Below are 21,046 nucleotides of genomic sequence, written 5' to 3' on the forward strand. Positions count from 1 at the left end.
GGCCGTATAGGATGGCGAGCCCGTTCGCCGTCGCCGAGAGCCTTCGACCGTCATGACCCCCTTGCTTGTCTGGTACGATGGCGGCTGTCCCCTGTGCCGACGCGAGATCGCCCTGATGCGCCGGCTGGATCGACGCGACGCGATCCGCTTCGTCGATGTGTCGGACGGTCAGACGAGCTGCCCGCTGGATCGCGAGACGCTGTTGGCGCGATTCCACGCGACGGAAAACGGAAGGCTGCTGTCGGGTGCGGCGGCTTTTGCGGCGATGTGGCGGGCCATCCCGCTGCTGCGTCCGCTGGGCCTGGCCGCACGCATCCCCTGGGTTCTTGCGGCGTTGGAGAGAGCGTACCGGGTGTTTCTGCGCCTGCGTCCTCGACTTCAGTCTCTCGCTCGCAAATGGGCCCGGTGATGGAAATAACGCATGTCCGTGCTTAGGCTGGTGCTGGGCGATCAGCTGTCGGACGACCTGTCGGCGCTGAAAGATCTGAACCCAGACGTCGACACGGTTCTGATGGTCGAGGTTCGCGACGAGGCGACCTATGTCCGGCATCACAAGCAGAAGCTGGCCCTAGTCTTCGCCGCCATGCGCAATCACGCCGAGCGGCTGAAGGGGCGGGGCGTCAATGTGCGCTATGTTCGGATCGACGATGCGGACAACAGCGGCTCGATCACCGGCGAACTGGCCCGGGCGCTGGAGGATGGCGTCCATGAGGCGGTGGTGACGACCGAATGCGGCGAGTGGCGACTGGCCGAGCATCTGGCCGCCTTTGCGGAAGGGGCGGGGCTGCCGGTCGAGATTCGCGAGGATCGCCGCTTCATCAGCAGCCACGACCGCTTTCGCCGGTGGGCCTCGGGCAAGTCGCAGCTGCGCATGGAGTTCTTCTATCGCGAGATGCGCCGCGCGACGGGCATACTGATGGACGGCGATCAGCCGGAGGGCGGGCGCTGGAACTATGACGCCGAGAACCGCAAGAAGCTGGCCAAGGGCGTGACGCCGCCCGATCGCCTGCGCATCCAGCCCAACGCCGTGGCGCGCGAGGCGATGGCGGATGTGGAGCGGCTGTTCGGCGACCATTTCGGATCGCTGGACGGGTTCGGCTGGGCCACGACGGCGGAGGAGGCGGAAGCCTCGCTGAAGCACTTCCTGAAGGACGTCCTGCCGTCGTTCGGGGACTGGCAGGATGCGATGGCGGAAGGTCAGCCGTGGATGTGGCATGGGCTGATCTCGACCTCGATCAACCTGGGCCTGCTGGACCCGCTGGACGTCTGTAAGCGCGCCGAGGCGGTCTATCGGGCGGGCAAGGCGCCCCTGAACGCGGTCGAAGGCTTCATCCGGCAAATCCTGGGATGGCGCGAGTTCGTGCGCGGCATCTACTGGTTGAAGGCGCCGGAGTATCGGGCGCGCAACTTCCTGGATGCGGACCGCAAGCTGCCCTGGTTCTACTGGTCCGGTGAGACCGACATGGCCTGTGTCGCCGACGTGGTGAAGACCACGCGCGACAACGCCTACGCCCACCATATCCAGCGGCTGATGGTGACGGGCAATCTGGCCTTGCTGCTGGGCGTGCATCCCGATCAGGTCGATGACTGGTACATGTGCGTCTATGCCGACGCCTATGAATGGGTCGAGATGCCCAATACGCGCGGCATGGCCCTGTTCGCCGACGGCGGCATCGTGGGGTCCAAACCCTATGCAGCCTCGGGCGCCTACATCGACCGGATGAGCGATTATTGCGGGGCGTGTCGCTATGACGCGAAGAGCAAGAGCGGCGATGCGGCCTGTCCGTTCAACCGGCTGTACTGGGGCTTTCTGGAGCGCAATCGCGGCCGGCTGCGGGACAATGTGCGGCTGGCCATGCCCTATCGCACGCTGGAGAAGTTCGGAGAGGCCAAGCGCAAGGCCTTGGCGGCCGAGGCGGAGGCGTGCCGGACCCTGCTGGGCGCGACGCCGATCGATTGACCGTGGAACCTCAGGCGCAGCGCGACCATTTGCCTTGCTGTTTCGTCCTGTTCGAAGAGGCCGCCCCCGTGATCCTGCCCCGCCGTTCCGCCCTTGTCCTGGCCGCCGCCGTTGCGGCCTCGGCCCTGTCCGCCTGCGCCTATAACGAAGCCCTGGGCCGCAATCAGTTGCTGCTGGTGGACAGCGCCGCCCTGTCGCAGCAATCGACCGCGGCCTGGCGAGAGGCTATCGCCAAACCGGGCGTGATGACGACCGGCGCCCAGGTCGACCGGATCCGGCGCGTCGGCGACCGTCTGGTCGAGGCGGCGGGTCTGGGCGGTCGGACATGGGACTATGCGGTGTTCACGGAGGCCAGCCCCAACGCCTTCGTCCTGCCGTCCGGCCAGATCGGCGTGACGACCAGCCTGTTGGCCCTGGTCCAGAACGACGATCAGCTGGCCAGCGTGATCGGTCACGAAATCGGGCACGTCGTCGCCAACCATGCTGCCGAGCGGGCCTCGAACCAGACGGTGACCAGCGTCGGTCTGGCGGCTGTCGGCGGGGCGGCGGGTCGATACGGAGATGCAGTGAACGCCTATGGCGGTCTGGCCGCCCAGTACGGGCTGCTGCTGCCCTATTCACGGCGCGACGAGCTGGAGGCCGACCGTCTGGGCGTGGACTATATGGCCGGAGCCGGGTTCAAGCCGTCGCAGGCGGTGGCGCTATGGCGACTGATGGCGGCGCAGCGTCAGACCCAGACGCCGCAGTTCGCTTCGACCCACCCGTCGGATGCGACCCGGATCGAGGCGTTGCAGCAATATATCGCCAGCCGCGGCTGGAACTGATCAGACCCGGATGTCGAGATAGGAGCCAGGGCGCATGATCCGCGGCTCCTCGCGCTGGGCCGGGGCGGGGGGCGCCTCCACCGGCCGGGCCGGGTTGGCGGTTCGGATCGTGGACATGACGGCGGCGGCTGGGACCGGCGGCTTGGGCGCCGCAGTCTGCTCCACCGCGTTCTGGTTCAGGGCAGCGCGGAAGAAGGCGGCCTGAGCGCTGCGGGCGCTCGGCAGATCAAGGCCCTGGGCGGGCGTGTTCAGCGGCAGGCCGGGACGAATCGCGCTCATGCCGACATGGTTAACGGAAACCCTCGAAAAAGGGTTAACGCGGCCTCACCGCTTGGTCGGCGCGGGACGAGGCGGGGCCTGCATGGAGGAGACCAGTCGGTCGATGTCGGCGTCGTCTAGCAGGGGGCCGGACTGTTTGGCGGTGATGCGCCCCATGGCGTCGACGGCGAAGGTCTCGGGCACGCCGGAGATGCCGAGGTCGAGGCCCGCGCGACCTTCGCGGTCCACCAGCACCATGGAATAGGGGTCGCCCAGTTCGTCGAGGAAGGCGCGGGTGGCGACCGGCTCGTCCTTGTAGGCGATGCCGACCACGGCGACGCCGCGCGCCTTCAGCGCCAGCAGCTTGGGGTGTTCGATCCGGCACGGCGCGCACCAGGAGGCGAACACATTGACCAGCATGGGCCGGCCGACGCCGGCGGTCTTCAGGTCCAGATTGCCCGGTCCCGCTTGGTCGCCCGACAGCAGGGGCAGGACCGTCTCGGGGATGGTCTGGCCGACCAGGGCGTCGGGCTTGAACGCCGGATCGCGCTTCAGCGACCAGCCGACGAACAAGGCCGCCAGCGCCGCGAGGACCGCCAGCGGGATCAGGGCCAGCCAGCGGTTCATTTCTCTTGTCCTAACGCGCTTCGCGCTGCTTGAGGGCGGTTGGTGTCCGCTGCTTCTGGATGTGTGCCTTGGTCTGCCTCAAGCCGGGCCAGTTCGCGCTTCCATTTGCGGGAGGCGACGACGGCGCGGATGGTCAGGACGATCAGCACCAGGGCGCTGACGCCCCAGGCGGGCCAGACGAAGGCGGCGTAAGGCGTCATGTCGAGGTCGAGCATGGCGTCAGGCCTCTTGAGCCAGACGGGCGCGCAGGGTCATGACGCGGCGGCGGCGGATCTCGGTGCGGATGGCGGTCAGCCACAGAGCCGCGAACAGCACGCCATAGGCCGCCAGCATGGTCAGAAAGGGCGGCAGATAGACGGGGTCGAGGCCCGACGATCCGGGGGTCAGGAAGCTGGCGGGCTGGTGCAGGGTGTTCCACCAATCGACCGAGAATTTCACGATCGGCAGATTGATGAGGCCGACCAGACCCAGGACCGCGGCGGCGCGCCCGGCCTTTTGCTCGTCGTCGATCGAGGCTCTCAGCGCGATATAGCCGAGGTAGAAGAGGAACAGCACCAGCACGCTGGTCAGGCGCGCGTCCCAAACCCACCAGGTTCCCCACATCGGCTGGCCCCACAGCGAGCCGGTGAACAGGGCCAGGGCTGTGAAGGCGGCGCCCGGCAGGGCGGCGGCGCGGGCCGCGGCGTCGGCCAAGGCATGGCGGAAAACCAGCGCAAAGAAGCTGGACACGCCCAGCGCCGCATAGGCTCCGAGGCCCAAGGTGGCGGCGGGGACATGGACGAACATGATCCGCACCGTATCGCCCTGCTGATAATCGGCCGGGACGGAGAAGCTGAGCCAGGCGCCGACGCCCAGCAGCACGGCGGCGAGGCCCCACAGAACGGGCGTCAACGGGCCGGTGAAGGCCATGAAGCGCTGCGGATTGGACAGGCCGAACATCGGTTCAGCGCTTACGCGGCGAAGGGCTGACGGGCAAGCTCACCCTTGCGCGTTCCGAACGGCGGCCGCCCCGGCGAAGGGCGCGACGATGGCGGCGAATAGCACGTAAGCGCACAGCAACGCCAACGCCGGGCCGACCGGCTGGCCTGATCCGGCGCGCTCCAGGGCGCCGGCGCCGAAGACGACGGGGGGAATAAAGAGCGGCAGGACGACGACGGCGATTAGCAGTCCGCCACGCTTTGCGCCCAGCGCAAGGGCGGCGCCGAGCGCCCCGGTGAATGCGAAGCCGGCGCCGCCGATCAGGGCGGTCAGTGCGACCAGGGGCGTCAGCGACGCGGGCAGGCCAAGCGCCAGGGCTGCGACGGGGGCGGTCAGGGCGAGCGGCAGACCAACGGCGATCCACTGCGCCAGGGCCTTGATCAAGACGACCTGCTCCAGCGCCAGATGGCCAAGGGCCAGCAGATCCAGCGCCCCGTCCTCCATGTCACGCTCAAACAGCCGTTCCAGCGACAGCAGGGACGCCAGGGCGAGCGCCAACCAGGCGACGCCGCCGGCGACCGGGCCGAGCGTGCGCGGATCGCCGCCGGCCGCCAGCGGCAGTATGGCGGTCAGACAGGCGAAGAAGCCGCAGGCCAGCAAGGGGCCGCCGCCCCCGCCCCAGGCCAGATCCAGCTCGCGCTCCAGCAGAACGCGCGTCGCGCCGCGCAGGCCGGGCGGACGGGGTTCCTGCTCGACATCGTGGCGGCTCACTTCAGCGCCCCTAGATCGAGAGAGCGGGTCGGCAGCGGCAGGGGGTCGTGGACGGCGGCGACGATCAGGCCATCGGCGTCCAGATGACGCTGCATCTGCTCGGCAAAGGCTTCGCGCCAACGCGTGTCCAGCGGCGCCATCGGTTCGTCCAGCAGCCACAGGGCGCGCGGCGATCCGACCAGCCGGCCCATGGCCAGGCGACGGCGCTGACCGGCCGAAAGACGCCGGACCTCCAGGTCCAGAAGTGGCTTCAGGCCGAAGGCCTCGACGGCGTGGTCGACGCCGTACTGGGTGTGGCCCAACCAGTCGCACTGAAACCCCAGCTCTTCGCGCGCGGTGCGGCCGCCCTTCAGCCCGTCCAGATGGCCGAGAAAATGGGTTTCGCGTCCACGCGCCTGCCGCTCGTCCAGCTTATTGCCGTCGCCGTCCTGGAAGGCGACCGTCCCGGCGTCGGGCCGCAACAGGCCGGCGATCGCGCGCAGCAGGCTGGTCTTGCCCGCCCCGTTTGCGCCCGTCAGGGCCAGCACCTCGCCGGCGCGCAGGGTCAGGTCGAGACCGTGAAACAGCCGACGCTCGCCGCGCGAGACGGTCAGGCCGGAGAGGGCGAGGGTGTGGATCATCGCGTTTCACCCGCCGCGCCAAATCTGCGAACCCTTCTCAATGTCCACGTCAGGGGTGTGGACACATGGACGGTGCGGCGTGGCGGGGCTATAGGCACGGTCGCCGCAGCAGGCTTTCGCCGCGCGCGCAGGGGCCCTGTGAGCCGCTGCGTCTGCCGCGCGAAGGCGCAACCGGATTGTCGGGCGGCGCTGACCAGAGGAACTCTCCATGCCGTCGATCGACAGCTTCAAGACCCGCCAGGACCTTTCCGTCGGGCGTAAGAAATACGCCTATTACAGCCTTCCCGCCGCCGAGGAAGCCGGTCTGACCGGGATTTCCCGCCTGCCGCGCTCGATGAAGGTGCTGCTGGAGAACCTGCTGCGCAACGAGGACGGCGTGTCCGTCACCGAAGACGACCTGAAGGCCGTCGCCGCCTGGGTCGAGAACAAGGGCTCGGTCGAGCACGAGATCGCCTTCCGCCCGGCCCGCGTCCTGATGCAGGACTTCACCGGCGTGCCCGCCGTGGTCGATCTGGCCGCCATGCGCGACGCTATGAGCGCCCTGGGCGCCGACGCCGCCAAGATCAACCCGCTGGTGCCGGTCGATCTGGTCATCGACCACTCGGTGATGGTCGACAACTTCGGCACGTCCAAGGCCTTCGGCCAGAACGTCGAGCGCGAATACGAGCGCAACATCGAGCGCTACAACTTCCTGCGCTGGGGCTCGTCGGCCTTCAACAACTTCCGCGTCGTGCCCCCCGGCACCGGCATCTGCCACCAGGTGAACCTGGAGAACCTGGCCCAGACCGTCTGGACCTTGGACGAAGGCAAGAAGACCGTCGCCTATCCAGACACCGTCGTCGGCACAGACAGCCACACCACCATGATCAATGGCCTGGCCGTCCTGGGTTGGGGCGTCGGCGGCATCGAGGCCGAGGCGGCCATGCTGGGCCAGCCGATCCCGATGCTGATCCCCGAGGTCATCGGCTTCAAGCTGACGGGTTCGATGCCCGAAGGCACGACGGCGACCGACCTGGTGCTGACCGTCACCCAGATGCTGCGCAAGAAGGGCGTGGTCGGCAAGTTCGTCGAGTTCTTCGGCGACGCCCTACCGAACATGACCATCGAGGACCAAGCAACCATCGCCAACATGGCTCCGGAATACGGCGCCACCTGCGGCTTCTTCCCCGTCTCGGCCGCGACCATCGGCTATCTGACCGCCACGGGCCGCGACAAAACGCGCGTCGCCCTGGTCGAAGCCTACGCCAAGGCCCAGGGCCTGTGGATCGACGAGAATTCGGAAGACCCGGTCTTCACTGATGTGCTGGAACTGGACATCTCGACCGTCGTACCGTCGCTGGCGGGTCCGAAGCGTCCGCAGGACCGCGTCGAACTGACCACCGCCGCTCCGGCGTTCGAAACCGCCCTGACCGACGTCTTCGCCCGTCCGTCCGACGCCGAGCGTGTCTCGGTGGATGGCCAGAAGTTCACCGTCGGCGACGGCGACGTGGTCATCGCGGCCATCACCTCCTGCACCAACACCTCCAACCCGTCGGTCCTGATCGCCGCCGGTCTGGTGGCGCGCAAGGCCAATGCGCTGGGCCTGAAGGCCAAGCCTTGGGTCAAGACCTCGCTGGCCCCCGGCTCGCAGGTCGTGACCGACTATCTGACCGACGCCGGCCTGCAGAAAGATCTGGACGCCCTGGGCTTCAACCTGGTCGGCTATGGCTGCACCACCTGCATCGGCAACTCGGGTCCGCTGGACCCGGCGATCTCCAAGGCGATCAACGACAACGCCCTGGTCGCCACCTCGGTCCTGTCGGGCAACCGCAACTTCGAAGGCCGCGTGAACCCCGACGTCCAGGCCAACTATCTGGCCTCGCCGCCGCTGGTCGTGGCCTACGCCATCGCCGGCTCGATGCGGATCGACATCACCAAGGATCCGATCGGTCAGGACAAGAAGGGCAACGACGTCTTCCTGAAGGACGTCTGGCCGACCACGCAGGAAATCGCCGACATCCAGCGTAAGTCCGTCACTCCGGCCATGTTCGCCAAACGTTACAAGGACGTGTTCAAGGGCGACAAGCATTGGCAGGCCATCAAGGTCACCGGCGGTCAGACCTATGAGTGGGACGACAGCTCGACCTACGTCGCCAACCCGCCCTATTTCGACGGCCTGTCGATGGACCTGACCCCGGTTCAGGACGTGGTCGAGGCTCGCGTTCTGGCCATCTTCGGCGACTCGATCACCACTGACCACATCAGCCCAGCCGGTTCGATCAAGAAGACCTCGCCCGCCGGCGTTTATCTGACCAACCACGGCGTCGAGGCGGCCGAGTTCAACAGCTACGGTGCCCGTCGCGGCAACCACGAAGTCATGATGCGCGGCACCTTCGCCAACATCCGCATCAAGAACCGCATCACGCCCGAGATCGAAGGCGGCGTGACCAAGCACTTCCCGTCGAACGACACGATGTCGATCTATGACGCGGCCATGCGGTATCAGTCGGAAGGCCGCCCGCTGGTCGTCTTCGCCGGCAAGGAATACGGCACCGGCTCGTCGCGCGACTGGGCGGCCAAGGGCACGCGCCTGCTGGGCGTTCGCGCCGTCATCGCTGAAAGCTTCGAGCGCATCCACCGTTCGAACCTGGTCGGGATGGGCGTCGTGCCGCTGCAGTTCAAGCAGGACGGCTGGCTGAAGCTGGGCCTGACGGGCGAAGAGATCGTCACGATCCGCGGCCTGTCGGACGCCAACATCGGCAAGCTGAAGCCGCGTCAGGACCTGTGGGTCGAGCTGTTCCGCCCGTCGGACGGCAAGATGGCCCGCTTCCCGGTCCGCTGCCGCATCGATAACCAGACCGAACTGGACTACCTGCTGGCCGGCGGCGTCATGCCCTATGTGCTGCGCAACCTGGCGCGCGGTCCGGAAACCGGAGCGCCGATCGCTGCCGAATAGGTCGCGGTTCGTCCAGACAAGAAAGAGGGCCGGCGGAGCGATCCGCCGGCCCTTTTCCGTTTGCCGAAAGGGCGGTGGTCAGTCGGCGCTGACGACCACCAGCTTGCGGTTCACGAACTCCTTGATGCCCACATCGCCCAGCTCGCGGCCGAAGCCCGAGCGTTTGACGCCGCCGAACGGCAGTTCGGGCATGGAGGTGGTGGTGGTGTTGATGAAGACCATGCCGGTCTCGATCCGCGAGGCCAGCTTGCGGGCGCGCTCGGTGTCGCCCGAGAAGATCGAGCCGCCCAGGCCGAAGTGGGAATCGTTGGCCAGGGCCACGACCGCATCGTCGTCATCGACCACAAAGACCTGGGCCACCGGGCCGAAGAACTCCTGATAGAAGGCCGGGTTGTCGCGCGCGACGTCCGTCAGGACGGTCGGCTCGTAGAAGAAGCCGGTGCGGTCGGCGGGCTTGCCGCCGGTGACTGCCTTGGCGCCGTGCTGGATCGCCTCTTCCACCTGTTTGGTCAGAGTCTTCAGCGCATCCTCGGACGACAGCGGACCCAGGTCGGTGGCCTCGTCCAGCGGGTCGCCCATGACGGCGGACTTCATGCCCTCGACGAAGCCGGTGATGAAAGCGTCGGAGACCGACTTCTGGACGATGAAGCGTTTGGAGCCGGTGCAGACCTGTCCGGCGTTGGACAGGCGGCCTTCGACGCCCGCCGCGACCGCCTTTTGGATGTCGGCGTCGTCCAGCACCACGAAGACATCGCTGCCACCCAGTTCCAGCGTGGACTTCTTCAGCATTTCCGACGCTCTGGCCGAGACCTTGGCGCCGGCGCCCTCGGAACCCGTCAGGGCCACGCCCTGGATACGGTCGTCGCCGATCAGTTCGGCGACCTTTTCGGAGGAGATGTAGAGGTTGGCGACAAAACCTTCGGGCGCGCCGGCCTCACGCACCAGTTCGGCGAACCGGGCGGCGCAGCGGGGCACGATGCCCGCGTGCTTGTAGAGCACGGGATTACCGACCGCGATGGCGGGCGCCACCACGCGGATCAGCTGATAGATCGGGAAGTTCCACGGCTCGACCGCCAGCAGCACGCCGATCGGGTGAAACTCGACCCAGGCCTCGCCCAGTTCGCTGTCGATCTTTTCGGGCTTGAGGAAGTCGGCGGCCTTCTCGGCATAGTAGGCGGCGATGCCGGCGCACAGATCGATCTCGCCCTGCCCCTGAGCCAGGGGTTTGCCCATCTCCTCGGCCATGGTGCGGGCCAGGTCGTCGCGGTTTTCGGTCAGAAGGCCCGACAGGGATTTCAGCACGGCGAGACGCGGCTGGATGTCGCCCTTCGACCAATCCGAATGGAACAGGCCGTCGGCCTTGGCCAGGGCGGCCTCGACGGCGTCGTCAGTGTGTTCTGGATAGTCCTCGACCAGTTGTTCGGTGAAGGGATTGAGGGTGCGATAGGCCATGGGGCGTCCTGAGGCTTCGGTCGGACGCCCGGGGCGGCGCCGATCCGTTGTCAGGAAGGCAAACGCGACCTGTCGGGGCGGGTTGCCTGGCTGTCAGTCCGGATCGCTGAACGGCGGCGGGAGTTGGCCGGACGTGAAGAGGATGGTCGGCTCTTCGTCGTAATCGCCCATTTCGGTGTCGGCCGAGACGGCGAAGGCGACGACGCCAAGACGCAACGGCGCCAGACGTTCGGCCTTGCGACGCGCCTCTTCGGCGTCCTTGCAGCCGACCTGGGGTTCTGCGCGCAGGGCCTTGCCCCGACCTTGGACATAGGCCTGGACGATATAGACGGTTTCGGTTGCCATCTGCTTCCAAGCGGCCTGTTCGGCGCTCAGGTCAATCGATCAATCGAGCCTCAGTCCGTTTTCGCTCTAGCTTCACTCTAACTTCAAGGCCTCGGCCAGCAGCCGGGCCTCGGCGGCGCGGCTGGAGCCGGCGCGCCAGGCGACGACGATCTCGCGGTGGGGCGGGGCGCCGTCGGCCTGGTTCTCGAAGGCGCGAATGGCGACGGAGGGGTTGTCGGCCAGACCGGCCTGCACCGCCATCTTCGGCAGGAAGGAGACGCCGAGGCCCGAGCCGACCATCTGAACCAGGGTGTGCAGGCTGGTGGCCGCAAAGACGTCGTCGCCGCGCGGGGCCTCGATGTCCAAGGCCGCCAGGGCGTGGTCGCGCAGGCAATGGCCGTCTTCCAGCAGGATCAGATCCTCCGCCCGTAGCGAGCCGGGACGGATGGGGCCGGGCGCGGCCAAGGCATGGTCGGCGGGGGCGGCGGCCATGATCTCGTCATCGCCGATGCGGGCGTGGGCGATGCCCGGCGCATCATAGGGCAGGGCGATGACCGCCGCGTCGATCTGACCCGCCTTCAGCGCCGCGATCAGCCGGGGCGTCAGATCCTCGCGGATGAACAGCTTCAGGCTGGGATAGGCGGCCTTCACCGACGGCAGCTTCGCGGGCAGCAGGAAGGGGGCCACGGTCGGGATGACGCCCAGGCGGAAGCGGCCGGACAGCAGGCGGCCGGCGTTCTTGGCCGCCTCGACCAGATCCTCGGTGCGGGCCAGGACGTCCTCGGCGCGGCGAACGGCCTCGGCTCCAACGGCGGTCATGATCACGGCGCCGCGCGCGCGTTCGACCACCGGCGCGCCCAGGATGCGCTCAAGCTCCTGCACCCCGGCGCTGAGGGCGGGCTGGCTGACGTGGGCGGCCTCGGCGGCGCGCGAGAAGCTGCCGTGTTCGGCCAGGAGCTTGAGATACTGGAGCTGACGCAACGTGGGGAGCATGGAAGCGAAATAGGCCTGTCCTATGCTGACGCCAAGGATAATCGATTGGCTTTATCCGTTTGACCCGTGTCGTATGGCCCCAGCATCTACAGGGCGATGCAAAAATCGCTCGCCGTCGTGCGCCAGTGCAGCAGGGAGAAAACACCATGACCGACGAAGCCAAATGCCCCTTTTCCGGCCGGACGCCCCGATCGGTCGCAGGCGGCGGCGTTCAGAACCGCGATTGGTGGCCCAATCAGCTGCGGGTCGATCTGCTGAACCAGCATTCGACCAAGTCAGATCCGCTGGGTGAGTCGTTCGATTACCGCGAGGCCTTTTCCAAGCTGGACTATGAAGCGCTGAAGGCGGATCTGCGCGCGCTGATGAAGGACTCCAAGGATTGGTGGCCGGCCGACTTCGGCCATTACGGCCCGCAGTTCATCCGCATGGCCTGGCACAGCGCCGGCACCTATCGCGTCGGCGATGGTCGCGGCGGCGGCGGGCGGGGCCAGCAGCGGTTTGCGCCGCTGAATTCCTGGCCCGACAACGTCAATATCGACAAGTCGCGCCGCCTGCTGTGGCCGATCAAACAGAAGTACGGCCAAGCCATCTCCTGGGCCGACCTGATGATCCTGACCGGAAACGTCGCGCTGGAGACGATGGGCTTCCGCACCTTCGGCTTCTCCGGCGGCCGCGCCGATACCTGGGAGCCGGATCAGGACGTCTATTGGGGTCGCGAGACGACCTGGCTGGGCGGCGACGAACGCTATGCCCACGGCTCGGACGGGGTGGTGAAGCCGGGCGACGAGGCCGTGCTTGTCAGCGATGATAATGCGGACGGCGACAAGCATTCGCGCGATCTGGAGAACCCGCTGGCCGCCGTGCAGATGGGCCTGATCTACGTCAATCCGGAGGGGCCGGACGGCAATCCCGATCCAATCGCGGCGGCGCGCGACATCCGCGACACCTTCGCCCGGATGGCGATGAACGACGAGGAGACCGTCGCCCTGATCGCGGGCGGCCACACCTTCGGCAAGACGCACGGCGCGGGCCCGGCCGACCACGTCGGCGCAGAGCCTGAAGGCGACGGCTTGGAGGCGCAAGGCCTGGGCTGGACCTCGAGCTTTGGCACGGGGCACGGCGCCGACGCCATCACCAGCGGCCTGGAAGTCACCTGGACCCAGACGCCGGCCCAGTGGAGCAACTTCTATTTCGAGAACCTCTTCGGCTTCGAATGGGAGCTGGAGAAGTCCCCGGCGGGCGCGCATCAGTGGGTGGCCAAGGACGCGGGCGAGATCATCCCCGACGCCCACGATCCGGCTAAGAAGAAGCGGCCGACCATGCTGACGACCGACCTGTCGATGCGGTTTGACCCGGAATACGAGAAGATCTCGCGCCGGTTCCTGAACGATCCCCAGGCCTTTGCCGACGCCTTTGCGCGGGCCTGGTTCAAGCTGACGCACCGCGATCTGGGGCCGCGTTCGCGCTACGTGGGGCCGGAAGTCCCGAGCGAAGTCCTGCTGTGGCAGGATCCGGTGCCGGAGGTGGATCATCCGCAGATCGACGCGACGGACGCGGCGGCTCTGAAGGCCAAGGTGCTGGACTCGGGCCTGAGCGCCGCCGAACTGGTCGGCACGGCTTGGGCCTCGGCTTCGACCTTCCGGGGCGGGGACAAGCGGGGCGGGGCCAACGGCGCGCGCATCCGCCTGGCGCCGCAGAAGGATTGGGCCGTCAACCAGCCCGAACAGCTTGATCGGGTGCTGAGGACGCTGGAGCGCATCCAGACCGAGTTCAACCAGGCGCAAACGGGCGGCAAGAAGGTGTCTCTGGCCGACCTGATCGTGCTGGCCGGCAATGCAGGCGTCGAACAGGCGGCCAAGGCGGCGGGCCATGACGCCAGCGTGCCCTTCACGCCCGGCCGGACGGACGCCAGCCAGGCGCAGACGGATGTCGAATCCTTCGGCTATCTGGAGCCGGTCGCTGACGGCTTCCGTAACTTCCAGAAGGCGCGCTATGCCGTGCCGGCCGAGTCGCTGCTGATCGATCAGGCGCAGCGGCTGACGCTGACGGCCCCGGAGATGACGGTGCTGATCGGCGGCCTGCGGGCCATCAACATCAATACGGGCGGCGCGACGCACGGCGTGCTGACCGAACGGCCCGGCGTGCTGTCCAACGATGTCTTCGTCAATCTGCTGGACATGGACGTGAAGTGGGCGGCGACCTCGGACGCCAAGGACGTCTTCGAAGGCCGCGACCGCAAGACGGGCGAAGCCAAGTGGACGGGCACGCGTGTCGATCTGGTGTTCGGCTCCAACGCCGTGCTGCGGGCGCTGGCCGAGGTCTATGCCGGGGCCGACGCCGAAGGGAAGTTCGTCTCGGACTTCGTGGCGGCCTGGACCAAGGTCATGGAGCTCGACCGGTTCGACCTGCACGGCTGAGCCGGGGCAGAGGCTGAAAAAGAAGAGGGTCGGGCGCGTCGCAGCGTCCGGCCTTTTCTTCGTGCAGATCAGCGCAGCTTGATCTCGAACAGCTGCGGCCAGCGTTTGCCGGTGACGAACAGGCGCTTTCCCGCCGCGTCCCAGGCGATGCCGTTCAGGACGTCGTCGTTGGGGTCGAGGTTCGCGCCCTTGGGGACCAGGGCGGTCAGGTCGATGAAGGCCTTGACCACGCCGGTCTCGGGATCGATGCGCGCGATGCGGTTGTCCTGCCAGATATTGGCGAAGACCTCGCCGTCGATCCATTCCAGTTCGTTGATTTGATCCAGCGGCCGGCCGTCGGCGGTGACGGAGACGCGGCCGGTCTCGGCCAGGGTTTCGGGGTCCAGAAAGCGCAGTTGGTCTGTGCCGTCGCTCATGATCAGCCGGCGCCCGTCGGTGGTCAGGGCCCAGCCCTCGCCCGGATAGGAAAAGCCGCCCAGCGCCGAGAAGTCGTCCAGCTTCCAGATGAAGCCGATGTGGTTGCGCCAGGTCAGGCTGTAGAGCTTGCCGTTCAGCGTGGTCATGCCCTCGCCGAAATAGATGGTCGGCAGATCGCGCTGACGCTCCACGCGTCCGGTCTCCAGATCGACCTTACGGATGAAAGACGGATAAAGGCCCGTACTCTCGTAAAGGCCACCGTCGTGGAAGAAGAGGCCTTCGGTGAAGGCCCCTGTGTCGTGGGGATAGGCCCGCACGACCTCGTAGGACTGGACCGGCACTTCGGCCCTGACCGGCAGGGCGACGCCTGTCGTCAGCAGCAGACCGGCGACAAGGCCGGCGAGCCGGGACGACAGGCGCATCATGAGCCTCAGCCCCGCTCGGCGGCGGCTTCGGCCTCGGCCTTTTGCGCGCGGGCCTCAGCGGCGTTCGCCTCGCTGCGGGCCAGTTCGGCCTTTTCCTTCTTGGATGCGGATTTGCGACCCAGCATGTTCAACGCCTCAACACCGGCCGAGAAGGCCATGGCCGCATAGATGTAGCCCTTGGGCACATGATAGCCGAAGCCGTCGGCGATCAACACCATGCCGATCATCAGCAGGAAGCCGAGCGCCAGCATGACGACGCTGGGGTTCTTGTTGATGAAGTTGGCCAGGGGGTCGGCAGCCAGCAGCATCACGGTCACGGCGACCAGGACGGCGACGACCATGATCGGCAGGTGCTCGGTCATGCCGACGGCGGTGAGGATCGAGTCGATCGAGAAGACGATGTCCAACAGGATGATCTGGAAGATGGCCGCGCCGGCGTTGGCGATGACCACGTCCTTCTTGTCCATGACGTCGTGGCTGGGCGTCGGATCGACCGTGTGGTGGATTTCCTTGGTCGCCTTCCAGACCAGGAACAGACCGCCCGCGATCAAGATCAGGTCCTTCCAAGAGAATTCATTGCCCATGACGGTGAAGACCGGCTGCACCAGACCGACCAGCCAGGCGATGATCGACAGCAGGGCCAGACGCATGATCAGCGCCAAGCCGATACCGATGCGCCGCACCTTCTGCCGCTGATGCTCGGGCAGTTTGTTCGACAGAATTGAGATGAAGATCAGGTTGTCGATGCCGAGCACGACCTCCATCACGATGAGGGTCACCAATGCGGCCCAGGCGGCCGGATCGGAGAGCAGGGGGGTTATGCTGTCGAGCATGGGGTTTCCTGGTGGAGGATAAAGCTTGAGCGGAAAGCGCTAGGGCCGACGCAGGTTCCGATCAAGCGATGGGGTGCGGCGTCATGGTCGCACCCCCCTGGGCTCGGTCGCCTTTCCTACTCTGTGTGGAAGGAAACGGGGGCGCGCTCTCGCCCTGCGTCATCGGTGCGCCTTCACGCAATGTTGCGAGCGGCGAAACCCCGTGCTATCAGGCGCCCGGCTTGAAGGGGGCGTATTTACGGATACGGCCTCCGTCGTGCTTTCCGTAAGCATTTCAAGCTTTTGACCGTTGCGAGCCTCGCAGTCGGTTGCGACCCTGACACAACGACCTCGGACCCTAATCAGTGGCTGATGATTTCAGAACGACGGAAGTCGGCGATCGCTACGCACAGGCGCTGTTCGACCTGGCGCTGGAAACCGGCCGCCTGGACGCCGTCCGCGCCGACCTGAAGTCGCTGAAGGCGGCCTGGAGCGAAAGCGCCGACCTGCGTCGCCTGGCGACCTCGCCCGTCATCGCCGCGCCGGACCAGGCCAAGGGTCTGGTGGCCATCGCCGCCAAGGCCAAGTTCGAACAGACCACGACCAACTTCCTGGGTCTGCTGGCTCAGAACCATCGCGCCAAGGATCTGCCTGCCGTGATCGCAGGGTTCGAGTCGCGCTACGCCAAACACGCCGGCGTCGTCGCCGCCGAGGTCGTCTCGGCCCAGCCGCTGGACGCCAAACAGGTCGCCGCCATCACCGCCGCCCTGTCCAAGAGCCTGGGCAAGGCGCCGGAACTGACCGCGCGCGTCGATCCGTCGATCCTGGGCGGCCTGAAGGTCAAGGTGGGCTCGAAACTGTTCGACGCCTCGCTGAAGACCAAGCTCGACCAGATGAAGTTCGCCCTCAAGCGCGCCTAAACGCGCTCCCGCCACCCAGAATGCGCGCCTGAACGGCGCAACCGCAGAAGACTGAAGAACAGAGAGCCCGTCATGGACATCCGCGCCGCTGAAATCTCGGCCATCCTCAAGTCGCAGATCGCCAACTTCGGCGTCGAAGCCGATGTCTCCGACGTCGGCAGCGTGCTGTCGGTCGGCGACGGCATCGCCCGCATCCACGGTCTGGACAATGTCCAGGCCGGTGAAATGGTCGAGTTCACCAAGGCCGGCGTGAAGGGCATGGCCCTGAACCTCGAGCGCGACAACGTCGGCGCCGTGATCTTCGGCGCCGACGCCGCCATCGCCGAGGGCGACGACGTGCGCCGCCTGGGCGAGATCGTGGACGTTCCGGTCGGCAAGGGTCTGCTGGGCCGCGTCGTCAATCCGCTGGGCGAGCCGATCGACGGCAAGGGCCCGATCCAGTTCACCGAGCGCCGCCGCGTGGACGTCAAGGCGCCCGGCATCATCCCGCGCAAGTCGGTTCACGAGCCGATGCAGACCGGCCTGAAGGCCATCGACACCCTGATCCCCGTCGGCCGCGGCCAGCGCGAGCTGATCATCGGCGACCGTCAGGTCGGCAAGACCGCCGTCGCCGTCGACACCATCCTGAACCAGAAGAACGTCAACAAGACCGACGACGAGAGCGCCAAGCTCTACTGCATCTACGTCGCCATCGGTCAGAAGCGTTCGACCGTCGCCCAGATCGTCAAGACCCTCGAAGAGTCGGGCGCGCTGGAATACACGATCGTCGTCGCCGCCACGGCGTCGGAACCGGCCCCGCTGCAATTCCTGGCCCCGTTCGCCGGCACCGCCATGGGCGAGTTCTTCCGCGACAACGGCATGCACGCCCTGATCGTCTATGACGATCTGTCGAAACAGGCTGTCGCCTATCGCCAGATGTCGCTGCTGCTGCGCCGTCCGCCCGGCCGTGAAGCCTATCCGGGCGACGTCTTCTACCTGCACAGCCGCCTGCTGGAGCGTTCGGCCAAGCTGAACGAGGATTACGGTTCGGGCTCGATGACCGCCCTGCCGATCATCGAAACCCAGGCCAACGACGTCTCGGCCTACATCCCGACCAACGTGATCTCGATCACCGACGGTCAGATCTTCCTGGAATCGGACCTGTTCTATCAGGGCATCCGTCCGGCCGTGAACGTCGGCATCTCGGTGTCGCGCGTCGGCTCGTCGGCCCAGACCAAGGCGATGAAGAAGGTCGCCGGTTCGATCAAGGGCGAGCTGGCCCAGTATCGCGAGATGGCCGCCTTCGCCAAGTTCGGCTCGGACCTGGACGCCTCGACCCAGAAGCTGCTGGCGCGCGGCGCCCGTCTGACCGAACTGCTGAAGCAGCCGCAGTATTCGCCGCTGGCGATGGAAGAGCAGGTCGTCTCGGTCTACGCCGGCACGCGCGGTTACATCGACGGCATCGCAGTCGGCGACGTGGGCCGCTTCGAGAAGGAACTGCTGGCGCGCATCCATGCGAACCACGCCTCCTTGCTTGAAGGCATCCGCACCAAGAAGGATCTGACCTCGGACCTCGAAGCCGAGTTGAAGGACATCCTGGCCGCCTTCGTCAAGACCTTCGCCTGAACCCGTCTGGTAAGCTGAGAGAGTAAGCGCCGGATGGCCAGCCTCAAGGAAATGCGCAATCGGATCGGAAGCGTGAAAGCCACGCAGAAGATCACGAAAGCCATGCAGATGGTCGCCGCGGCCAAGCTGAAGCGCGCCCAGGACCAGGCCGAAAGCGCCCGGCCCTATGCCCAGAAGATGGCCTCGGTCATCGCCAACCTGGCTGCTGGCGTCTCGGGCGCCGACGCGCCCAAGATGCTGTCGGGCACCGGTCAGGACCAGCGTCACCTGATCGTCGTGGCGACAGCGGACAAGGGTCTGGCGGGCGGTTTCTCGACCAATGTCATCCGCGCCGCGCGCGAGCGGATCAACAGCCTGATCAATGCCGGCAAGGACGTGAAGATCATCGCCGTCGGCAAAAAGTCGCGCGATCAGCTGGCGCGTCTGTACGGCGACAAGGTGGTCCACACCTTCGAACTGTCGGACCACAAGACGATCGGCCTGCCGTCGGCCCAGCCGGTCGCCGAGATGATCGCCACGGCGTTCGAAGAGGGTCAGGCCGATGTGGTCACCCTGTTCTACAGCCAGTTCAAGTCGGTGATCCAACAGGTCCCGACGGCCAAGCAGCTGATCCCGGCCGTGGTCGAGGGCGACGCCCAGCCGATCGACCTGAACGGCGCGGTCTATGAGTACGAGCCCTCGGAAGAGGAAATCCTGGAAACCCTGCTGCCGCGCGCGCTGACGACCCAGATTCTGGCCGCGCTGTATGAGAACCAGGCGGGCTTCTTCGGCTCGCAAATGGCGGCGATGGACAACGCCACGCGCAATGCGGGCGACCTCATCAACGCCCTGACGCTGCAATACAACCGCAAGCGCCAAGCCCAGATCACCACCGAGCTGATCGAGATCATCGCCGGCGCCGAAGCCCTCTGATCCCGACCGAACAGACATTCCGATACGGACCCTGACCATGACCGACACCGTCGCCCCCAAGAAACCCGCCGCCAAAAAGCCCGCCGTCAAGAAGGCGCCTGTCGCCGCGATCGCGCCCGGCGCGGCCGTCGCCACGGGCAAGATCGCCCAGGTCATCGGCGCCGTCGTCGACGTCGAGTTCGACGGCCATCTGCCGGCGATCCTGAACGCCCTGCACACCCAGAACATCGACCAGAAGACGGGCGAGCCCTTCACCCTGGTTCTGGAAGTCGCCCAGCACCTGGGTGAGAACATGGTCCGCGCCATCTCGATGGACACGACCGAAGGCCTGACGCGCGGCCAGCCCGTGACCGACACCGGCTCGTCGATCCAGGCGCCGGTCGGCCCCGGCACCCTGGGCCGCATCATGAACGTCGTCGGCCAGCCGATCGACGAAGCCGGCCCGATCGCCACCACCGAATACCGCCCGATCCACAAGGAAGCGCCGAGCTTCGAAGAGCAGTCGACCTCGTCTGAAATCCTGGTCACGGGCATCAAGGTCATCGACCTGATGTGCCCCTACACCAAGGGCGGCAAGATCGGCCTGTTCGGCGGCGCCGGCGTGGGCAAGACCGTGACCATGCAGGAGCTGATCAACAACATCGCCAAGGCGTACGGCGGTTATTCGGTTCTGGCCGGCGTGGGCGAGCGCACCCGCGAAGGCAACGACCTGTATCACGAGATGATCGAGTCCAACGTGAACGTGGACCCGTCCAAGAACGGCGGCTCGACCGAGGGGTCCAAGTGCGCCCTGGTGTACGGCCAGATGAACGAGCCCCCCGGCGCCCGCGCTCGCGTCGCCCTGACCGGCCTGTCGATCGCGGAATACTTCCGTGACGAAGAAGGCAAGGACGTGCTGCTGTTCGTCGACAACATCTTCCGCTTCACGCAAGCCGGTTCGGAAGTGTCGGCTCTGCTGGGTCGCATCCCCTCGGCCGTGGGCTATCAGCCGACGCTGGCCACCGAGATGGGCAACCTGCAGGAGCGCATCACCTCGACCAAGAAGGGTTCGATCACCTCGGTCCAGGCCATCTACGTGCCCGCCGACGACCTGACCGACCCGGCGCCCGCCGCCTCGTTCGCCCACTTGGACGCGACGACGGTTTTGAGCCGCGACATCGCCGCCCAGGCCATCTTCCCGGCCGTTGACCCGCTGGACTCGACCTCGCGGATCATGGACCCGCTGGTCATCGGCGACGAACACTACAACGTCGCCCGTTCGGTTCAGGAAGTCCTGCAGCAGTACAAGGGCCTGAAGGACATCATCGCCATCCTGGGCATGGACGAGCTGTCGGAAGAGGACAAGCTGGTCGTCTCGCGCGCCCGCAAGATCCAGCGCTTCCTGTCGCAGCCCTTCTTTGTGGCCGAACAGTTCACCAACTCGCCCGGCAAGTTCGTCGAGCTGGCCGATACGATCCGCTCGTTCAAGGGCATCGTCGCCGGTGAATACGACCACCTGCCGGAAGCCGCCTTCTACATGGTCGGCTCCATCGAAGAGGCCGTCGCCAAGGCCGAGAAGATGGCGTCGGAAGCCTGATCATGGCCGGCAAGCTGAACTTCTCCCTCGTCTCGCCGGAACGCGAGGTCTTCTCGGGCCTCGTGGACCAGGTCGATGCACCCGGCGTCGAGGGCGACTTCGGCGTTCTGCCGGATCATGCGCCCTTCATGACCGCCCTGCGCGAGGGTCTGGTGACCGTCTATAACAACGGCTCGAAGACCCAGTACGACGTCCACGGCGGCTTCGCCGACGTGAACGGCGAAGGCCTGACCATCCTGGCGGAACAGGCCAACGAGGTCGTCGCGGCCTGATCCGTCGA

21 protein-coding genes are annotated in these 21,046 nt (G+C 66.6%); 10 read left to right on the top strand and 11 right to left on the bottom strand.

The window, feature by feature from the left end; translation table 11 throughout:
* Positions 1–52: 52 nt before the first annotated feature.
* From E4341_RS02615 to E4341_RS02625, 3 genes are all read left to right on the top strand, one after another.
* On the top strand, positions 53–409 hold the full coding sequence (locus E4341_RS02615) for a thiol-disulfide oxidoreductase DCC family protein (RefSeq protein WP_165114948.1): 357 nt from the start codon (positions 53–55) through the stop codon (positions 407–409).
* 12 nt (positions 410–421) lie between these two features.
* Positions 422–1,960 (top strand): cryptochrome/photolyase family protein, encoded by a 1,539-nt coding sequence (locus E4341_RS02620; RefSeq protein ID WP_165114950.1) that lies wholly within the window; start codon positions 422–424, stop codon positions 1,958–1,960.
* Positions 1,961–2,028: 68 nt separating this feature from the next.
* Positions 2,029–2,784 (top strand): M48 family metallopeptidase, encoded by a 756-nt coding sequence (locus E4341_RS02625; protein ID WP_165118516.1) that lies wholly within the window; start codon positions 2,029–2,031, stop codon positions 2,782–2,784.
* Here the strand turns inward: E4341_RS02625 and E4341_RS02630 are convergent, their stop codons facing one another.
* From E4341_RS02630 to ccmA, 6 genes are read right to left on the bottom strand one after another with little or no spacing between them, the layout of a single operon-like run.
* The gene (locus E4341_RS02630) at positions 2,785–3,063 is read right to left on the bottom strand and encodes a hypothetical protein (RefSeq protein WP_066553196.1); all 279 of its coding nucleotides are present in this window, start codon (positions 3,061–3,063) and stop codon (positions 2,785–2,787) included.
* Between the two features lie 45 nt (positions 3,064–3,108).
* Positions 3,109–3,669 carry a DsbE family thiol:disulfide interchange protein gene (locus E4341_RS02635; RefSeq protein ID WP_091751490.1) on the bottom strand — a complete coding sequence of 187 codons (561 nt, stop codon included), beginning with the start codon at positions 3,667–3,669 and terminating at the stop codon, positions 3,109–3,111.
* A complete protein-coding gene (gene ccmD / locus E4341_RS02640; RefSeq protein ID WP_091751486.1) occupies positions 3,666–3,884 on the bottom strand; it encodes a heme exporter protein CcmD in 219 nt (72 codons plus the stop codon). Before ccmD ends, E4341_RS02635 begins: the two co-directional genes overlap by 4 nt.
* Positions 3,885–3,888: 4 nt before the next feature.
* A complete protein-coding gene (locus tag E4341_RS02645) occupies positions 3,889–4,608 on the bottom strand; it encodes a heme ABC transporter permease (protein WP_165114952.1) in 720 nt (239 codons plus the stop codon).
* Between the two features lie 39 nt (positions 4,609–4,647).
* Entirely contained in the window at positions 4,648–5,358 is a 711-nt protein-coding gene (ccmB, locus tag E4341_RS02650) for a heme exporter protein CcmB (RefSeq protein WP_165114954.1), read from the bottom strand.
* A complete protein-coding gene (gene ccmA / locus E4341_RS02655) occupies positions 5,355–5,978 on the bottom strand; it encodes a heme ABC exporter ATP-binding protein CcmA (protein WP_165114956.1) in 624 nt (207 codons plus the stop codon). The genes ccmB and ccmA overlap by 4 nt, the downstream gene beginning before the upstream one ends.
* Positions 5,979–6,186: 208 nt before the next feature.
* Between ccmA and acnA the strand changes: the two genes are divergently transcribed.
* Entirely contained in the window at positions 6,187–8,913 is a 2,727-nt protein-coding gene (acnA, locus tag E4341_RS02660; RefSeq protein WP_165114958.1) for an aconitate hydratase AcnA, read from the top strand.
* 78 nt (positions 8,914–8,991) lie between these two features.
* On the opposite strand, the gene E4341_RS02665 is transcribed toward acnA, so the two are convergent.
* The 3 genes from E4341_RS02665 to E4341_RS02675 all read right to left on the bottom strand — a co-directional run bounded on the left by E4341_RS02665 (position 8,992) and on the right by E4341_RS02675 (position 11,682).
* A complete protein-coding gene (locus tag E4341_RS02665) occupies positions 8,992–10,365 on the bottom strand; it encodes an NAD-dependent succinate-semialdehyde dehydrogenase (RefSeq protein WP_165114960.1) in 1,374 nt (457 codons plus the stop codon).
* Between the two features lie 93 nt (positions 10,366–10,458).
* A complete protein-coding gene (locus E4341_RS02670; RefSeq protein WP_165114962.1) occupies positions 10,459–10,710 on the bottom strand; it encodes a hypothetical protein in 252 nt (83 codons plus the stop codon).
* A 72-nt stretch (positions 10,711–10,782) separates the two neighbouring features.
* Positions 10,783–11,682 carry a hydrogen peroxide-inducible genes activator gene (locus E4341_RS02675; RefSeq protein WP_066553170.1) on the bottom strand — a complete coding sequence of 300 codons (900 nt, stop codon included), beginning with the start codon at positions 11,680–11,682 and terminating at the stop codon, positions 10,783–10,785.
* 146 nt (positions 11,683–11,828) lie between these two features.
* On the opposite strand from E4341_RS02675, the gene katG reads away from it, so the two are divergent.
* Entirely contained in the window at positions 11,829–14,099 is a 2,271-nt protein-coding gene (gene katG / locus E4341_RS02680) for a catalase/peroxidase HPI (protein WP_165114964.1), read from the top strand.
* Positions 14,100–14,167: 68 nt separating this feature from the next.
* On the opposite strand, the gene E4341_RS02685 is transcribed toward katG, so the two are convergent.
* The gene (locus E4341_RS02685) at positions 14,168–14,941 is read right to left on the bottom strand and encodes a glutaminyl-peptide cyclotransferase (RefSeq protein WP_165114966.1); all 774 of its coding nucleotides are present in this window, start codon (positions 14,939–14,941) and stop codon (positions 14,168–14,170) included.
* Positions 14,942–14,946: 5 nt separating this feature from the next.
* Complete coding sequence (locus E4341_RS02690) at positions 14,947–15,774, bottom strand: TerC family protein (RefSeq protein WP_055807309.1); 828 nt, start codon at positions 15,772–15,774, stop codon at positions 14,947–14,949.
* A gap of 344 nt (positions 15,775–16,118) precedes the next feature.
* Here E4341_RS02690 and E4341_RS02695 point away from each other — a divergent pair, with 344 nt between their 5' ends.
* The 5 genes from E4341_RS02695 (at position 16,119) to E4341_RS02715 (ending at position 21,038) form a co-directional block, all read left to right on the top strand.
* On the top strand, positions 16,119–16,673 hold the full coding sequence (locus E4341_RS02695; protein WP_165114968.1) for a F0F1 ATP synthase subunit delta: 555 nt from the start codon (positions 16,119–16,121) through the stop codon (positions 16,671–16,673).
* 72 nt (positions 16,674–16,745) lie between these two features.
* Positions 16,746–18,278 (top strand): F0F1 ATP synthase subunit alpha, encoded by a 1,533-nt coding sequence (atpA, locus tag E4341_RS02700; RefSeq protein WP_055754289.1) that lies wholly within the window; start codon positions 16,746–16,748, stop codon positions 18,276–18,278.
* 33 nt (positions 18,279–18,311) lie between these two features.
* The gene (locus tag E4341_RS02705) at positions 18,312–19,190 is read left to right on the top strand and encodes a F0F1 ATP synthase subunit gamma (protein WP_066628192.1); all 879 of its coding nucleotides are present in this window, start codon (positions 18,312–18,314) and stop codon (positions 19,188–19,190) included.
* Between the two features lie 37 nt (positions 19,191–19,227).
* Positions 19,228–20,766, top strand: a complete 1,539-nt coding sequence (gene atpD, locus E4341_RS02710) for a F0F1 ATP synthase subunit beta (RefSeq protein WP_066628188.1) — start codon at positions 19,228–19,230, stop codon at positions 20,764–20,766.
* Positions 20,767–20,768: 2 nt separating this feature from the next.
* Positions 20,769–21,038, top strand: coding sequence for an ATP synthase F1 subunit epsilon (locus tag E4341_RS02715; protein WP_165114970.1), 270 nt, complete (start codon positions 20,769–20,771; stop codon positions 21,036–21,038).
* Positions 21,039–21,046: the final 8 nt, after the last annotated feature.

It is taken from the genome of Brevundimonas sp. 'scallop' (assembly GCF_011045535.1).
In the GTDB taxonomy this organism is placed as follows: Bacteria; Pseudomonadota; Alphaproteobacteria; order Caulobacterales; family Caulobacteraceae; genus Brevundimonas; species Brevundimonas vesicularis.

What these genes read in the sequence shown, in the direction of transcription:
- E4341_RS02615 (WP_165114948.1), top strand. Translation starts at nt 53, where the DNA reads ATGACCCCCTTGCTTGTCTGGTACGATGGCGGCTGTCCCCTGTGCCGA.
- E4341_RS02620 (WP_165114950.1), top strand. Translation starts at nt 422, where the DNA reads ATGTCCGTGCTTAGGCTGGTGCTGGGCGATCAGCTGTCGGACGACCTG.
- E4341_RS02630 (WP_066553196.1), bottom strand. Translation starts at nt 3,063, where the DNA reads ATGAGCGCGATTCGTCCCGGCCTGCCGCTGAACACGCCCGCCCAGGGC.
- E4341_RS02635 (WP_091751490.1), bottom strand. Translation starts at nt 3,669, where the DNA reads ATGAACCGCTGGCTGGCCCTGATCCCGCTGGCGGTCCTCGCGGCGCTG.
- ccmD (WP_091751486.1), bottom strand. Translation starts at nt 3,884, where the DNA reads ATGCTCGACCTCGACATGACGCCTTACGCCGCCTTCGTCTGGCCCGCC.
- E4341_RS02645 (WP_165114952.1), bottom strand. Translation starts at nt 4,608, where the DNA reads ATGTTCGGCCTGTCCAATCCGCAGCGCTTCATGGCCTTCACCGGCCCG.
- ccmA (WP_165114956.1), bottom strand. Translation starts at nt 5,978, where the DNA reads ATGATCCACACCCTCGCCCTCTCCGGCCTGACCGTCTCGCGCGGCGAG.
- acnA (WP_165114958.1), top strand. Translation starts at nt 6,187, where the DNA reads ATGCCGTCGATCGACAGCTTCAAGACCCGCCAGGACCTTTCCGTCGGG.
- E4341_RS02665 (WP_165114960.1), bottom strand. Translation starts at nt 10,365, where the DNA reads ATGGCCTATCGCACCCTCAATCCCTTCACCGAACAACTGGTCGAGGAC.
- E4341_RS02670 (WP_165114962.1), bottom strand. Translation starts at nt 10,710, where the DNA reads ATGGCAACCGAAACCGTCTATATCGTCCAGGCCTATGTCCAAGGTCGG.
- E4341_RS02675 (WP_066553170.1), bottom strand. Translation starts at nt 11,682, where the DNA reads ATGCTCCCCACGTTGCGTCAGCTCCAGTATCTCAAGCTCCTGGCCGAA.
- katG (WP_165114964.1), top strand. Translation starts at nt 11,829, where the DNA reads ATGACCGACGAAGCCAAATGCCCCTTTTCCGGCCGGACGCCCCGATCG.
- E4341_RS02685 (WP_165114966.1), bottom strand. Translation starts at nt 14,941, where the DNA reads ATGATGCGCCTGTCGTCCCGGCTCGCCGGCCTTGTCGCCGGTCTGCTG.
- E4341_RS02690 (WP_055807309.1), bottom strand. Translation starts at nt 15,774, where the DNA reads ATGCTCGACAGCATAACCCCCCTGCTCTCCGATCCGGCCGCCTGGGCC.
- atpA (WP_055754289.1), top strand. Translation starts at nt 16,746, where the DNA reads ATGGACATCCGCGCCGCTGAAATCTCGGCCATCCTCAAGTCGCAGATC.
- E4341_RS02705 (WP_066628192.1), top strand. Translation starts at nt 18,312, where the DNA reads ATGGCCAGCCTCAAGGAAATGCGCAATCGGATCGGAAGCGTGAAAGCC.
- atpD (WP_066628188.1), top strand. Translation starts at nt 19,228, where the DNA reads ATGACCGACACCGTCGCCCCCAAGAAACCCGCCGCCAAAAAGCCCGCC.
- E4341_RS02715 (WP_165114970.1), top strand. Translation starts at nt 20,769, where the DNA reads ATGGCCGGCAAGCTGAACTTCTCCCTCGTCTCGCCGGAACGCGAGGTC.